The sequence below is a fragment of the Klebsiella sp. WOUb02 genome (genome assembly GCF_050058015.1).
In the GTDB taxonomy this organism is placed as follows: Bacteria; Pseudomonadota; Gammaproteobacteria; order Enterobacterales; family Enterobacteriaceae; genus Klebsiella.
This window is the reverse complement of sequence record NZ_CP170111.1, coordinates 63911-79095: the sequence shown is the minus strand read 5'-3', so window position 1 is coordinate 79095 and position 15185 is coordinate 63911. Positions and strand designations below refer to the sequence as shown.

Sequence of the window (15185 nt, the reverse complement as noted above, 5' to 3'; positions counted from 1 at the left end):
AAATTGATAACAAAAGCACGTTTACCTTCCGTCGACCCGGTGAAAGCAGAGGTCCATGCCGCAGCAAACGAGTTGCCTGTGGGAGCAATATCTGTTTGCACCGGTATGACGGCGGATAATGTCACCGATTTGATGTTCATAATGCGTTCCCCGATTGATCGCCGGATGCCACCAGCGTCAGCAAGGCTTGCAGAAGGGCGTTGCTATCGCCGCGCTCCGCCATTAACGCCTGGGAAAACGATGCTTTCGCCGCCACGTCGCCGTCAACAACAGTGTGCGACACAGCGACTGCGGATACAGCCGGATCGACCTCGACCACTGGCACTGAAGCAACCTGACCATCCCGCAGCGTCACCAGTTGCTCAATGCCGTCAGCGCGGGTCAGCAACAGCTGAATCTGCCCGACGCGCGGTGCATCGTTCAGGCGCAGTTCACCGCGCTGCGCGTCGAAGTGCACCCACCAGGGCAGTGGTCGGCCGTTTGCCAACTGAACCGTGTTGAAACTCGCATCACCGGGCAAACGATAGACGCGATCGGCACTGGCATTAACGTAAGCATTGCTGGTTACAGCCCCCCCCCGCGCTGTCGCGGTGAAATTCACTGTTTCCAGCGGTGGCATCAAGCTCGGCATAATCGGATCAATCACCCAAGGCACGGCGGCGTAGTCCAGCGGGCCGGTCGCCAGCGAAGAAACCTGCTGCATTTCGCCGGCCAACAACACCGCTTGCCGACGGCGATCTTCGCTGTCGGTCATGTTGTCAAAGATCCCGCCCTGCGGCGCGGCGTCAAATATCCCCGGGCCGCCTATCGGAACTACCGGATTCACTTCGCGCTGGTTGACGGTCAACATCAGGTTCAACGCCCCCTGCGCCCCTTGTGCGTCGGTCGCCGTCAGCGTCAGGATGAAGTGACCGGCGACGTTCGGCGAACCGCTGATGGTCAGGGTATCAGTGTCAAAGGTCAGACCGTCCGGCAGGCCGGAGAGGCTCCATCTCAGGCTGCCGTCATCCACGTCGCTGAACAGGGAGTCGGACAGCGTCGCGCTGTAGACTTTATCCCGTGTAGCTTGCGCAAGCGTTAATACTTCGGCGCTAGCCTGCGGCTCGTCGTTGACCGCCACGATGGTGACGCTGGTAGAGATATTGGGTTCGATGCTGTCCGCGCCGCCCCCGTTGTCCTGTACGTGCGTCAACGTTACGGTTCGCACGCCCCCGGTAGGGTCTTCACTGGCGTTAGCGTAGGCGATACCGTTGAGCAGCGCGGGAGCGTCTGTAATGCCGCTGGCGTTGCTCACCCCTAGAGTGGCGACGCCGTTATTTACCGCCACCGTCCAGCTGTAGCCATTAACCGTGGTGCCGGAACCAGCCACCAGAGATATGGTGGTGCCATCTACGATCAAGGTTTCGCTTGCGCCATCGCTGATGCCCGAGACGGTCAGCGTCAGGTTGCTGACCGACTGCGATGCCTCGATAACATCAATGGCGACATAGCTAAACAACGTCACCGCGCTATCGCCTTCGGTGTAAATGGCCGTCGCGCCGCTGGCGGCGACAATCGGCGTGTCGTTGACCGCCGACAGGGTGACGCTGGCGCTAATCGCCGGGCTTGCGGGGTTGCTGCCGTCGCCGTCCGTTACGGAACTCAGCGTGATGCTACGCACGCCTTCTGTCGGATCGTTGCTGTCGTTGGCGTAAGTCACGGCGTCGATAAGGTTGGCGGCAGCGATGCCGTTCGCGTTGCTGATGGTCAGCGTCACGGCACCGCCGTCCACGGTCACGGTGTAGCTGTAACCGCTGACGGTGGTGCCGGAACCGGCCACCAGCGCAATAACGGAACCATCCACGGTCAGGTTTTCGCTCGCACCGTCGCTGACGCCAGAGACAATAATGGTTAAGCTGACGACGTTCTGGTCAGCTTCAACCGTGTCAATGACGGCGTTGCTGAACAACGTCACCGAGCCATCACCTTCGGTATAAGCGACGCTGGCGCCTGCGGCAGTGACACTCGGCGCATCATTAACAGCCGACACACTGACGATGGTAGCGATAGCTAGCGCAGTGGTATCGCTACCGCCGTTATCCGTGCCGCCATTGTCACTGACCGACGTCAGCGTCACGATACGATCGCCTTCGGTTGGTTCATTACTGACATTGGCGTAGGCGATGCCGTCAATCAAGCTGGCAGCGGCGACGCCGTCCGTACTGCTGAGAATCAGCACCACGGTATCGCCGTCCATCATGACGCTGTAGCTGTAGCCGCTGCTGGTGGTGCCTGAACCGGCGACCAGAGCGATGGACGTGCCGTCCAGTTTCAGAGTTTCATTCTCACCGTCGTTGACGCCTGATATGGTCAAGCTCAGGCTGCTGACGCTCTGTCCGGCTTCGATGGTGTCAACGGTCACGTCGCTAAACAGCGTCACCGCGACGTCGCCTTCGGTGTAGCCGACGTCGCCTACACTGGCGGTCAGCGTCGGTGCGTCGTTAACGGCCGTAACATTCAGCGCCAGCGTAACACGGGTACTGGCATCGTAGGCGTCCGTTACACTGAGCATTAACAAAACACTGGCAGCAGGATCGTCGCTGCTGTTCGTGTAGCTGATTTGCTGCAGCACCCGGTTGGTGACCTCAGTGCTAACATCAGCAGTGAAGACCAGAGTCAACGCGCCGTCGCTAACGGTAAAAGTGGCAATGGCGCTGTCGTTGAGAGAGATCATGCCGTCAGTCAGCGTCAGGCCATTACCGTCGGTGAAACCGTAGTTGTCGCTGCTTTCTGCGCCATCGGCCCGCACGATGCCGATTGTCGCGCCGTTGTAGTTTCCGGCGCCGTTGTTCAGGGCGTCGTAATCGGTATCACTGAGCGTCAGTACGTCGACCAGCAACACGCTACCCTGCTCGGTGTACTCGAGCGCAAGTCGATCGGCCAAACCATCTTTGAGGGACATCAACCCACCGGTACCCAACACAACGACCGCACCATTACCGCCCGTCGTCACTCCGGACACCGCATCTTCGCTGCTATTTAGCGTTTCCAACAGCGTCAGCGTACCGTCGCTACCCACCCCGAAGCGGCGGATGCTGCCATCCAAGCTGGTGACGTACAGCGTGCCGTTGTCGATTGACAGCGCCACGGCACTGACGTCGGACAGGCCGGTAAGCGCACTAATGTAAGTCATCGCACTGCTGGCGGCATCGAAGCTGAAAATAGCGATGCTGTCCGCGCTGGCGACGTAGACAAGCCCACTGTCGTTGCTTACTGCGATATCCACCGGGCTTGCGAGGCTGACCCCGGAATCACCGTCGCGCAGGTAGGCCACTGCAGTCAGCGCGTCGTCGCTGCCAACCTGATAGACGATCAGCGTGTTGGCGGCGCTATCGGCCACCGGATCAGTGACTACGTAAACGTAGTCACCCACCGTATCAATGCTGACGCCGGTGAACAGATAGGGGGCGCTGCTGGTAGAGGCAGTGATTCTCTGACTCAGCGCGTATTCACCAGAAGCGCCGTCACGGGTATAAACCAGAAGGCCGGAGTAGTTGCCGTCAATGACGTAGATCGAGCCACCGTTGCTGGAAACGGAGAAATCAGTCACGTTCTGGGTCACCAACGTCTGCACCGGCGTCAGGCCGCCATCGCTGGCGTCACGACTGTAAACGGCCAGCGCGTCACCGTCCTCACCCAGCACATAAACCGCGCTACCGTCCTCATTGACAATAACGGCACTGGTCGATGACAGGCTGGTGCTCAACGTTTGTTGCAGCACCAGCTCGCCGCTGCTGGTGTTGCGCATGAAGATAGCGATGCTGCCATCGCTACTGATGACGTAGAGATAGCTCCCATCGCTACTCAAAGTGCTGGCGGCGATATCGCTCAGGCCGTTAATGGCAGTCAGTCTGTCCGACACTGTCAGATTGTTGTAACTGGCATCAGCACTCAGCAGCGGTGGAGAATTCTCAACCACCACAATGCTGGCTCTGGAGGCCGACGTAGATGTGTCATCTCCACCGCCGCTGTCCTGTACACTGACGCTCACGGTGCGCGTTCCGGCGCTCTTGGTACTATCGAGGTTAACGTAGCGGACGCCCTCGATCAGCGTAGCGGTACCGCCGGTGCTCAATCCGTCGCTAAAGGAGACGATCACCGTAGCAATATCGCCGTCCACGGTTACGGTATAGAGGTAGCCGCTGTCGGTAGTGCCCGAACCCGCCGCCAGTGTGATGCTAGTGCCGTCGATGTTCAGGGTTTCACTACCACCGTCAAGCAATCCCATCACGGTAAAAATCGCGGAACTAATCAACTGGCCACTTTCCACGGTGGAAACGGCTACGTTGCTGAACAGGCTGACACTGTCGCCGCCAGATACATAAGATACCGTGCCCGCTGTAGCTTCGAGGATCGGGGCGTCGTTGACCGCAGTCACAAGGACGCTAGCGCTTATGTCGGGTGCGATGGTGTCGCTACCACCGTTTGCTGTACCGCCGTCATCCTGTACCCTACTGATAGTAACAGTACGTGCGCCTTCGGTCGGATCGTCGCTGGTATTCGCGTAAGAGACGCCTTGAAGCAGCGAAACGGCATCATCACTGGAAACTCCCTCGCTGTTGTTGAGGTATACAGTCGCCGTGTCACCCTCAAGAGAAACGTAGTAGCTGTAGCCGTTGGTGGTTTCCCCGCTAGTATCCGCCATCAGAGAAACGGCGGTACCGTCGATCACCAACACCTCGCTTACACCGTCAGCCAGTTCTGAGATCGTCAACACGATGTTGGTAATTGCCTGGCCCTTCTCTCCGGTAGAGATCTCGACATCACTGAACAACGTTACAGCATCGCCATTCTCAGCATAGCTAGCGGTCAATCCGGAAGCAGTGACTGACGGCGATCTATTAGTCAGACCGACAGTGACTGTGGCGCTAATCGACAACGCGGCGGTATCCACGCCATCATTGTCGGTGCCGCCACTGTCCTTCACGGCAGTCAGGGTGACGGTTCGTACCCCGGAGGTCGGTTCTTCGGAGTTGTCGGATGAAGTGTTGATGTATCCAATATTTTCAACCAGCTTCGTAGCTGCTTCCGTCGGTAGACCGCTGCTGCCGCTAATAGTCACGGTCGCCACACCGTCCGCTACGTTGACGTGTATTGCCACGATGTAGGAGTTGCTGCTGACGCTGCCGTCGCTCTCAACCACCTCCACAGAAACAGAACCGTTTACGCTTACGCCATCGGTAAGGGGCACAAGGGCGCCGCCGATCGTCAGCGCTTCCTGTCCGTCATCGGCCAGACCGGAAACTGTCAGGGTGAGGCTGTTGATGGTTTGAGCGCTTTCTCCCGCAGAGATCGTGACGTCTTCAAACAGCTTCACTGCGTTACCGCCGCTGGTGTAGGTTATATCCCGACCGCTAGCCTCCAGCGAAGGCGCGTTGTTGATCTCGGTAACGGAGAGTTGCAGGCCAATGCTGCTGGAGGTGTACTGATCCGCTACGGATAGCATCAGCAAAATGCTACTGCCCGGCTCATTGCTTGTATTCGTGTAGGTAATCTGCTGCAGCACTCTATTTGCGGTGGCAGTGGTGACGTCGGCGGTAAACGTGACGGTCAACGATCCTTCAGTGCTGCTGAAGGTGGCGATGGACGTACCGTCGAGGTAAATAATACCCTCCGCCAGCACCAGGCCGTTGCCATCGGTAAAACCGTAACTTTCGCAACTGTCAGCCCCTCCGTCGCGCGCAATAGCGATAATCGCTCCGTTATAGTTGCCAGCACCCTCGTTGAGGACATCGTATTCGGCATCTGACAGGCTCAGGTCGGCCGCCGGATGGATAGAGGTTCCACCTTCAACAAAGGATGCGCCGATGCCGGTAGCCTGGATCACGCTCAGGGTGACAGTACCGAAGAGCATGTGTTTGCCCCCGTAGATGGAGGTTCCATCCCTGGAGATGGCCACACGTGATATACCACCACTGGTAGTAAGCGTCGTTGGTGATACTGGCAGCCCGTCATCACCAATGCTGTAGATGATAATTTTGTTGCTGTTTGCCCCCGACATATACAAAGCCGTGCCGTCAGCCGACAACGTGATGTCGTAAGGGTAGTAACCCAACGGCCCATAGGCGTCGGTTGCGCCTATATAGGACCCCTCACCCGATTCGCTGTCGTAATGCAGAGTAGTAAGGAAGCCATTGATGGTGGTCAGATAAATGTAGCCCTGATCGGACACAGTCAATGAATTACCGCCACTGAGGATATTCGAGTTGCTCACCGTTACAGACTCGCTGCTCACCCCCGCCGCATTGGTATAAATCAACGTAGTGCCACTGCGCACCATCTGGCCAACATAACTTAATGTGCCGCTATCAGCGATGCTGTAAACCGTCAGCCGCGACCCGGACAGCACATAGGCCGTGTCACCGACAACACGCATAGTCACCGCAGTACCGAAACCACTATCAGGGGTATAAGAACCCAACAGCGTGAAGCTGCCGTAACTGCCAACGCTGTAGGCGTATATTTTAGTAGCTGACAATGCGTAAAGTGTGCCGCTGTCCTCATCCACGCTCACGTACAGCACCTTCTCGCCAATGTTGTCGGAATGACCGAGGTAGCTCAGCGTACCGTCGTCATTGACATTGAATACAACCAGCGCATGACTGGTTACACTGCCAGTGGTGTTATAGCCAGTCAGGTACAGTTGCGAACCGTCTGCCGAATATGTGACGGAAGTTACGTTCTGCAAGCCGTCGATCTCGATCGTGGCAGTTCCTGGGTCATCGGTTGCGCCTTGTGTAAAGGTCTGCACCAAGGTCAACACACCAGTCATGACGTCACGGCTATAGATGTTCAGGTAGTGCGTTCCGTTACCATTGTTGCTGGTGCTGCTGGCGACCACCAGCGTCGTTTCATCGCTGGAAAGCACCAATCCATTAACGTAGGTGCCAGTACTACCGTAACCACTCAAAGTACCGCTGGTGTAAACAAGCGAGCTGGCATCAGTACTGAAACCCGGAGCATGGTTATTGGCTTCAGCCAAGCTGATGACACGTAGCGTCAGCTCGATCTGCACGCTTACCCCTGACTTATCGGTGGCGGTGACGATCACGGCGTAATCCCCCACAGCGCTGGAAGAGCCGGAAATAGTCAGAGTGTCGGCATCAAAGGTAAAACCATCGGGCAGGCCAGAAACCGCCCAACTCAGGATGTCTCCGTAGGGACTGTCGGCATCGGTGAACAGCGAACTGTCCAGTGCGGAGCTATAATCTATACCTGCGGTAGCATAGGCCAGAGTGGTGGAAGAGTTGTAGTTGATCTCCGGAGCACGGTTGGCTATTTGCGTTACAACCAGTTCCAAATCCAGCGATGCGCTGGCCCCGGAGGCTTCGGAAACGGTGATGGTGACGGTAAAGTTGCCAGTTTCCGTGGCTGAACCGGAGATAGTACGGGTCATAGCGTCAAAAGTCAGTCCTGCGGGCAAACCACGGACACTCCAGGTCAGGTTGTCGCCATCGACGTCGCTGAACAGGCCAGAGAACAGCGTGAAACTGTAAGCCGTTTCGCTGGTGGCATTATACAACTGGTAACCATTGGCCGCGTCGGTGTTAACCAGCGGCACGGCGTTGACGCGCAGGGTGGTGACTAAACTGTTGCTGGTGAGCTGACCATCGTTGACGGAAACGGTAAGTTGAATATAGCTGCCGACAGTGGTGCTACCGTCGTTGGTATAGGTCAACTGCCGCAACACCAGATTAGCCGTGGCGGTGTCGGCATCGGCAATAAATTTCACAGTCAGTACACCATCACTTACGCTCAGAGTGGCGATGGCTTTATCGTCAAAGGAAATCGTCCCGTCACTGTAGGTCAGGCCACTGCCATCGGAAAAACCGAAACTGCCACCCGCCGCGCTGGCGCTCACCGTGATACTGGCGCCGTTGTAGTTGCCATTACCATCATTCAACACGTCGAAATTGCTGTCAGACAGACTTAGTCCTTCGGAAAAGGCCAGACGTTCTCCGAGGTTAATGGTTTGAGACAGACTGTAGCGGGTGATGCCACTGCCACTGGCGATAATGAGCGACAGACCATCACTGGAGAGCGCGAGGTCACCGCTACTGCCCCCCGTCACATGGGCTTGCAGGGTGAGACTGGAGCCAGAGACGCCATAGACGCTGATCGCACCATCGGTAGTAACGACGTAGAGATGTTCACCGTTAGAATCGAGAGATAAGCTGTCGACTTCGCTACCCAAAGCAATAGAGTTGACCCGGTTCAGGAAGCCAGATGTCTCGTCGAGGTTATAGACATCAAGCGTTTCAGTACCTTTGGCATTGATATAGACGTATAACCCGTCAGACGAGACAGCGATGGAGTCAGGCTCACCGGACCAATCGCTATCAGCTTCCAGCGTTGCCGTATTGTCCAGCACTTCCCACTTGCCATCGCTGGTGCGCTGGTAGACAAACACTTTGCGCGACTCATAAAAAAGCCCGCCGTTATTGACGACATAAAGGTAATCGCCGCCCTGAATAATCGTAGTTTGACGGATGTTTTCGTCGATTTCCTGCAGTTGAATCAGGGCGCCAGTCGACGCGTCACGGCTGTAGACAATAAATGCTCGTCCATAATTGGAGCTGGCATCCGCATATACCTGAGTGCCGTCAGCGGAGATCGCAAGACTGCCGGAGGAGCCGCCGTCGCCGGTCACCGTGTACGTGGCTACGTAGCTGAGCGTACCGTCGTCATTAACATCTAACTGGATAAGATTGCCGTTAGTAGAAAGACTGTAGACCGATTTACCGTCGCCGCTGACGACCAAGCTACTGACAGAGCCCAAATCTTCCACTTTGATATTGCTCACCTGCGTCAGTCGTCCGAGAGCATCGACCGAGAAGACGGTGAAAACATCTGCGCCAGCAGTATAAACATACCTTCCATCAACGGAATAGCTGACCTGATCGGCTCCAGCCAGACCGCTACTGCTGTCAAAACTTTCAGCGGCTTCCAGTGAACTCTCGGTCGAGAGTACCGGAGCGACAGGGGTATTACTGTCCCGCACAATATGAATTGTCGAGGCGATACTCAGATTGGTTTCGTCCTGACTGTTGTCGCTTAGCGCGAGAGAGACCGTCACGTCTCCGGAGGTCACCTCGGTGCTTTGTGCCTGATAAGCGATACTGTCAATCAACGCCGCAACACCCTCGTTGGTATAGGCACTCAGCGAAGACTCGATGCTAATAGTGATAGTGGTCTCGGAGCCGCTGACGCTGACTTCATAGAAGAAACCATTATTCGCCGTTTCGCCGACTGAGCCACCTTCAAGTGCGATGGTGCTGCCGTCGATAACCAGCGCATGGGCCAATCCGGTGGTGTTTATAGTGGCATTCAACTGGTACATCGTTTCGCCGCTCGCATCGGAGGAGACGCTAACGCTGCTGAACAGGTCTATCGCAGGAAAGCTATCGCTGTTGTCAGTGACGGTCAGGTTCACATCCACCGGCGTAGCGGTAAGTCCTGGGGCATCGGTGCTTGCTGGTGAAGACTGCTGAGCAACTTCGGCGGCAGTAGCAACAGCTGCCGCGTCAAACATCATGCGCGGCTCCAGCGCCCACGCATTAAACAAGCGGGAGCGCTGTGTAGAACGGGATGTGGTCATAGTATCATATCCTGTAAGGTCAAAAGTCACGGCAAACGACTATTCAATCAGCCGGACAAAACTGCTTTCCTGTCGTAACTCCTGGACAATCTCATTCAGACGGTCGGTGATTTTTTGTTCCGACACGGTGAAATCCTCGCCTTTGTAATAGGTCAAATCCGTGCTTTTCACCGCACATTCAGACAGCCCAGGGCCAGCGATACGACGGAAGTCCGAGCCGCTGGTGATAGCATCGCCATCCTCGTCCTCCGCTTCGTCGTTGCCAGTCACAATCAGGAAAAAGCGCAGGTCACGGTTGCGAAAGCTAGAGCACAGGCTGGCGAAACGCTGGGTGATCAGTTCATCACCGTTACCGCAATTGCTGCCATCGCTGGCACAGCCGTCGATAGTTTTGCCTACGTGGGCGTTGTAAGCATCGCTGTCGAACCACTTCATCTCCGAGGAGTTAACTAGCAACACGACTGCTTTCAGGTGCTCGTTATTGCCATCGTCAAACTCCTTCGGCAGATCATCCCCCCCCCCCAACCACTGCTGCCACGAAACTCCGGTGCCAGCGACATCGCCGCCCATCCCATGGCAATTGCGTAGTTGACATTAAAGCCAGTGGACATCGAATTGAGACGGGTAGAAATCTTGTCAAAATCACTTGTCAGTGGTAGCAGCGGTGCAACAGGGCAGCCATGATCGACGATCATATAGCGGGTATCATTCACACCGTTGGCCTGTCCAAAATCCGGATTAGGTCCAATCCAGGAGATGTTGTAGTTTATGCCGGAGTTCTCCGGGAGATCGTGCCGGTAATAAATGAAGAACTGATTCACCGGGGATTCATCCCAAAAGTAGTTTTCCCCCCGGTCCAACCCGCGATACATGCACAGTCGGTTGTAGCGACGATCGGGGATACGGCGATCGGCCAAGCTACCGTAGCCTGAACGGAACAGCGAGGTGAGCTCCACCGGATTGAGAGCCCCCTCTGCGACCCACTGGCGAATGCGGTTGGCGCGAGCGACATCGTAGACGTTGACAGCCTGGCTGTAGGGAACCAGCGCCAGCCAGGTGTTGTAACTGTTACCGATGAGATCCTCAGCGAAGGTATTGCTGATGCGGCGCAGGGCCGCCAAATTGCTGCTATCTTCTTTCAGTGTGTTTGGCAGCGCCAGAGCCACTTCCAGAGAGGCGGTGCGCACCTCTACCGTAGAATACACCAGCTGCTCCTGACTGCTTATATTCAGCAATTCCGGGTCAGTGTCAAAAGTTACGGCAACGGTATAGGTACGATTATCGTCGCTGTTGCGCCCACTGCTGACGCTGACCTTATCCCGCGACAGGTTGGCGGTCAGTTTGCTGTTCAGCCCTAGGTTGGTACGGATGTACTGATAGGCCAGCTCAGTTATTTGTTCCTGACCGACATCTTCATTCTTCTCGTTGCTGGCCACCACCTGATGCCCCACCGCCAACGCGGCAGCATCGGTGGCGCGTTTAACCTGTGCGGCATCGCCAGTCGTTTGCAGACTGTCGACAATAAACGCGCTGATCACTAACAGTCCCATCGTCCCCAACACATAAAACGCAGTGCCTGCCCCCTGCTCCTGACGCCAAAAGCTGCGCAGTCGACGGCTGTAAGTCCGCCATTGCTCACGCATAGTTATCATTCCTTTTCTTCCAACCCGGCTTCCGCCGCCAGAGTCTTGTCCAGCGCCACTAATCCGTGCGCCGCACGATTGATGGTCGAAGCCTGTAACAAACCGCTGAGCGACATCCCGCCCAGCAAACTGATATCGCTGCCCTGCCGGCACAATTCAACGACAACCATAGAGACATTATCACTTCCGTCATCCTCGTCCCGCTCCGGCAGCTCGCCCGGATAATCATTGTCGGCAGCAACCTTGCCGTTTTCGCACAAATCAGTGGAGTTACCCCGATTCAGTTGCCAATACACCTTGCCAGTCTGACGCACGTTGCTGATCAGTAACTGGTAGTTTCCCAGCCCCTCGTCCGGCAGCACCGAATCCAGCAGCCCCTGTAGCCCTTCGGTGGTCAGCTCGGACTGATATCCCAACACTGAGGCGATAGCTCCAGCGCGCTGCTCCATATGTTCACGTTCCAGAACGATGGTATAGATGTCAGCACATAGCGTGCCTATTGCCAGAACCATCGGAAACGCTAGCGCGGTTTCCGCGGCAATAACCGCTCGTCTACATTTCAGAAAGCGCTTAATCCTGCTCATCGATCAGTTCCGTCCCGAAAACATGCTTATACTGATAACGGAAGGTCTCCCCGAGCGACAGCACCTCAGGTAATGGCGTCAGAAACGTTTTTTTTATCTGCACTGTTACCGACCAGACAGGCAGAGTGTTCATGGTGGCGCTATCTTCTTCAGCGGCAATAGTTAATCCTGCTAGCAAGCTCAGATTATCGAAATGCAACACACTAACGGTCAGATCGTCGCTTTTGAGATAGCCGTATGCCGAATCCACCATCCGGGATTTCAGACTGTCGGCCATCTGCGATGCACTAATGGTTTGTAGATCGTCGTGACGGAAACTCTGTACGGCTTTATCCAGCGCAACGTTTCCAACGCCGATCACTAGACCTACCCGCGCCAGTTCGAATAACATCATCACCCCAACCAGTACCACCGGAACGAGGAAGGCGACTTCCGTTGAAACGACTCCCCTACTGGCACGCCAGCGGTTGTGCAGAACCTTACCCATCATTCTTTCACGTCGCTCAATTGCAGAAGGTTGCGACTGGCGATTAACAAACTGCTGCTACTGGTCTGCGGTTGTTTAAGCTCGCCAACCCGTTGAGCTAATGAATTCATTAATGATTCAATACGATCGGAACTAGCAATATCGGCTAACGTTTTACGAGCCTGTTCGTCTTTGCTGTCGTAGAGGTAGGCCAGAGCTAAATTCAGTCGGGCAGATGGGGCGCTATTGTCAGTGGTACGCAGCAACTCAATCGCTTTATCGGCCCGACCGCTAATCAACCACGACAACGCTAGGTTATTCAGTGCGGCTATATCACTGGGATCGCTCCGTAAAGCCTTGCCAAACTGTATGCGTGCCTCATCATGTCGTCCGTTGGCATCCAATACAACGCCAGAGCCATTGAGAGCCCCCACATTATCAGGCGCGGCCGTCAGAGCGCACTGAAAATCCTGCTCTGCCATCTGCGTACGTCCCAGCGCCAGTTGCGCACGCCCTATTCCCAGACATAGCGCCAGAGCCTCGGTTTTCTGCATGCGCTGCAGATCGCCCCCCAATTGTTGACGGGCACGCACATATAAGTTGAGTGTCTCCTGCGGCGTACGTACAGGGGCTGCGACACTGGCATATTCCAACAGCTCACTACCAGACAGATGACCCCGGCTGTCAAGGCGTGCATATACTTCGACAGCGGCCTCAAGCCGCCCTTGATCGCGCAATAATCGGGCTAGCTTTAGACCTTCATCTTTAGAACCTTTTAGTGTATGACTGCCTGCGCAACCCGCCAGTAAAACGCCGCATAGCAGCACTGACAACACACGAGGAAAGATGGAAATAATCATCAACATTTATCCTTTATATTCTTTGGCTACTAATCAGTTCGAGAGCAGACGAATTACCCGCAGCAAGGGCGGTGCAGCCATGATGGCAATAATTGGTGGCAAAATAAGGCCCATCAGCGGCACGCTGAGTTGTGCAGGCAATTTACCGGCCTTTTCTTCCAGCCCTAAAATGAGGGTCTTACGGCTTTCATCTGCGATAGTACGTAAAGCTTGAGACAGCGGTGTGCCGTAGCGCTCAGCCTGAATCAGCGTCGCCACCATGTTCTCAATTTCCGGTACCCTTGTACGATCGGCCAGATGCAGCAATGCAGTGGTGCGATCGGACAGGATCTGTAATTCTGCCGAGGTGTAGCGCAGTTCATCGGCCATCTCTGGTGCCGATAAACCCAATTCCTTTGAAACCACATGTAACACACGACCAATGGGCAATCCGGCCTCTGCGCAAACCACCATCAAGTCCAGCGCATCAGGCACCGAACGGGCCAATTTTTCCCCTCGACTAGCGGCACGCCATTTCAGCCACCGTTCTGCCAAGAGGCTACCGACGAAATAGCCGATCAGCCCAGCGGCCATCCCCGTCAGCCCTAGCCGATCGGATGGTGGTAGCATTCCTACCACGAGTATCAGAGCGCACAGCACCCCGCTGATAAGTTTTCCCGAAGCGAGCCAACCCACGGCCTCCTCCCGACGAAACCCAGCTAAATCCAGCATTCGACGCAGTTTTTGCCGATCGCGCTCAGCCCCTGCAATGCGTAGCCCCTGTTCAGCCAGAGGATGCAGCAGTTTTTCCAGTACTGGCGGCAACTCACGACCTTGCCCTCGAAGAATTGAATTTTCACCTGCTTCAACGGCACTCTGCGCAGATTGGGGCAGGTGTGGAGCCAGCCTCTCAGACAATTGACGGGCGCGGCGTGGTCCTCTCAGGGTTCGTGCTAATCCGATGCCAACCGCAATCAATAACAACGCCAATATCAGTAACGGATCGTCTCGCAACATCATTTGCCTCTCTTTATCCTATCCGCCGAACCATCATGAAGGTCACCAATATGCCCAGCCCCACGCTACACATTGCATAGATGAGCACCGTCGTGCCCACGGGATCGGAAAACAGGAACGCGAAGTCATCCGGTGATTTGAAATACATATAGGCAAGACAACAAGGGAACAGCGCGGCAACAATTTTTGCAGACGCACGTGACTCTGACGTTTTCGACAGCACTTTGAGCGCAAGCTCCCGGCGATCTCGTAACGTTGCAGACAGCCGCTCCAGCGTATCCCCCAGTCTTCCCCCCGATTCCTGGTTGATGATCAGAATCACGACAAAGAAGCGATACTCAGCCATTGGCACACGCTCTGCAGACGTCTGAATCACCTGACGTAGCGGGATCCCAAGCTTAAGCCAGTGGTCGATGGCTCGAAACTCGTTCGCCAGAGGCCCGCTCAGGTGTTCAGCAACCAGCGCAAAAGTGTTGGGTACCGGTACCCCAGCGCGGGTGGCCCTGACGATGGCATCAATAGCATCCGGCAGGCTTTCACGTAGTAACCGGAGATGCTTTTGCAACGCGGAACGAAATAACAGCCCCCCTACAACCACGACAAGCAGCAGCGTAACCAACATTCCTAGCGCGAATGGCATCGGAGTGCGCTGACCAATAGCTATTCCAACCGTCAGGCTAATCGCAGTCAGAATCATCAACCGCTGACGCACCGTCTTACGCCATCCGACAAACGCCAGTTGTTCCAACATCACTGCCAGACGAGGTCCCAAGCACGGTACGGTACGCAGCGGTGTGGACGCGGTATCCTTCAGAATTGACTCGACCGATTGTGCAGGGAGGCCTGCGATACTCTCATCCATAATTTGTTTCAGGCGGTGTTCACGCTGCTGGCGTAACTGGCGTTGACGATACCAGTAACGAACGGACAGACACAGCAGCAGCACACTTACAAATACCAGAAAAGTCAGGATATTAATTAGCTTTAGATTCATAAAGG

General features: G+C 55.6%; 8 protein-coding genes. All 8 read right to left on the bottom strand.

The genetic code is table 11. The annotated features are described in order from the left end of the window. Positions 1 to 136: 136 nt before the first annotated feature. From ABOC21_RS28355 to ABOC21_RS28320, 8 genes are read right to left on the bottom strand one after another with little or no spacing between them, the layout of a single operon-like run. Complete coding sequence (locus ABOC21_RS28355; RefSeq protein ID WP_426815769.1) at positions 137 to 9637, bottom strand: putative Ig domain-containing protein; 9501 nt, start codon at positions 9635 to 9637, stop codon at positions 137 to 139. 39 nt (positions 9638 to 9676) lie between these two features. Beyond that, positions 9677 to 10093, bottom strand: a complete 417-nt coding sequence (locus ABOC21_RS28350; protein ID WP_426815768.1) for a hypothetical protein — start codon at positions 10091 to 10093, stop codon at positions 9677 to 9679. Between the two features lie 11 nt (positions 10094 to 10104). Further along, entirely contained in the window at positions 10105 to 11280 is a 1176-nt protein-coding gene (locus ABOC21_RS28345) for a hypothetical protein (protein WP_426815767.1), read from the bottom strand. 5 nt (positions 11281 to 11285) lie between these two features. Further along, positions 11286 to 11864, bottom strand: a complete 579-nt coding sequence (locus tag ABOC21_RS28340; protein WP_426815766.1) for a TadE/TadG family type IV pilus assembly protein — start codon at positions 11862 to 11864, stop codon at positions 11286 to 11288. After that, positions 11851 to 12354: a hypothetical protein gene (locus tag ABOC21_RS28335; RefSeq protein ID WP_426815765.1), complete on the bottom strand. Its 504-nt coding sequence runs from the start codon at positions 12352 to 12354 to the stop codon at positions 11851 to 11853. The genes ABOC21_RS28340 and ABOC21_RS28335 overlap by 14 nt, the downstream gene beginning before the upstream one ends. After that, on the bottom strand, positions 12351 to 13196 hold the full coding sequence (locus ABOC21_RS28330; RefSeq protein WP_426815764.1) for a tetratricopeptide repeat protein: 846 nt from the start codon (positions 13194 to 13196) through the stop codon (positions 12351 to 12353). Before ABOC21_RS28330 ends, ABOC21_RS28335 begins: the two co-directional genes overlap by 4 nt. Before the next feature lie 27 nt (positions 13197 to 13223). Next, positions 13224 to 14189 (bottom strand): type II secretion system F family protein, encoded by a 966-nt coding sequence (locus ABOC21_RS28325; protein ID WP_426815763.1) that lies wholly within the window; start codon positions 14187 to 14189, stop codon positions 13224 to 13226. Between the two features lie 10 nt (positions 14190 to 14199). Continuing rightward, the gene (locus ABOC21_RS28320; RefSeq protein WP_426815762.1) at positions 14200 to 15180 is read right to left on the bottom strand and encodes a type II secretion system F family protein; all 981 of its coding nucleotides are present in this window, start codon (positions 15178 to 15180) and stop codon (positions 14200 to 14202) included. Between the last annotated feature and the right edge of the window lie 5 nt (positions 15181 to 15185).

Coding starts and splice junctions, on each gene's coding strand:
- ABOC21_RS28355 (WP_426815769.1), bottom strand. CDS start 9,637: ATGACCACATCCCGTTCTACACAGCGCTCCCGCTTGTTTAATGCGTGG.
- ABOC21_RS28320 (WP_426815762.1), bottom strand. CDS start 15,180: ATGAATCTAAAGCTAATTAATATCCTGACTTTTCTGGTATTTGTAAGT.
- ABOC21_RS28330 (WP_426815764.1), bottom strand. CDS start 13,196: ATGTTGATGATTATTTCCATCTTTCCTCGTGTGTTGTCAGTGCTGCTA.
- ABOC21_RS28340 (WP_426815766.1), bottom strand. CDS start 11,864: ATGAGCAGGATTAAGCGCTTTCTGAAATGTAGACGAGCGGTTATTGCC.
- ABOC21_RS28345 (WP_426815767.1), bottom strand. CDS start 11,280: ATGCGTGAGCAATGGCGGACTTACAGCCGTCGACTGCGCAGCTTTTGG.
- ABOC21_RS28325 (WP_426815763.1), bottom strand. CDS start 14,189: ATGATGTTGCGAGACGATCCGTTACTGATATTGGCGTTGTTATTGATT.
- ABOC21_RS28335 (WP_426815765.1), bottom strand. CDS start 12,354: ATGATGGGTAAGGTTCTGCACAACCGCTGGCGTGCCAGTAGGGGAGTC.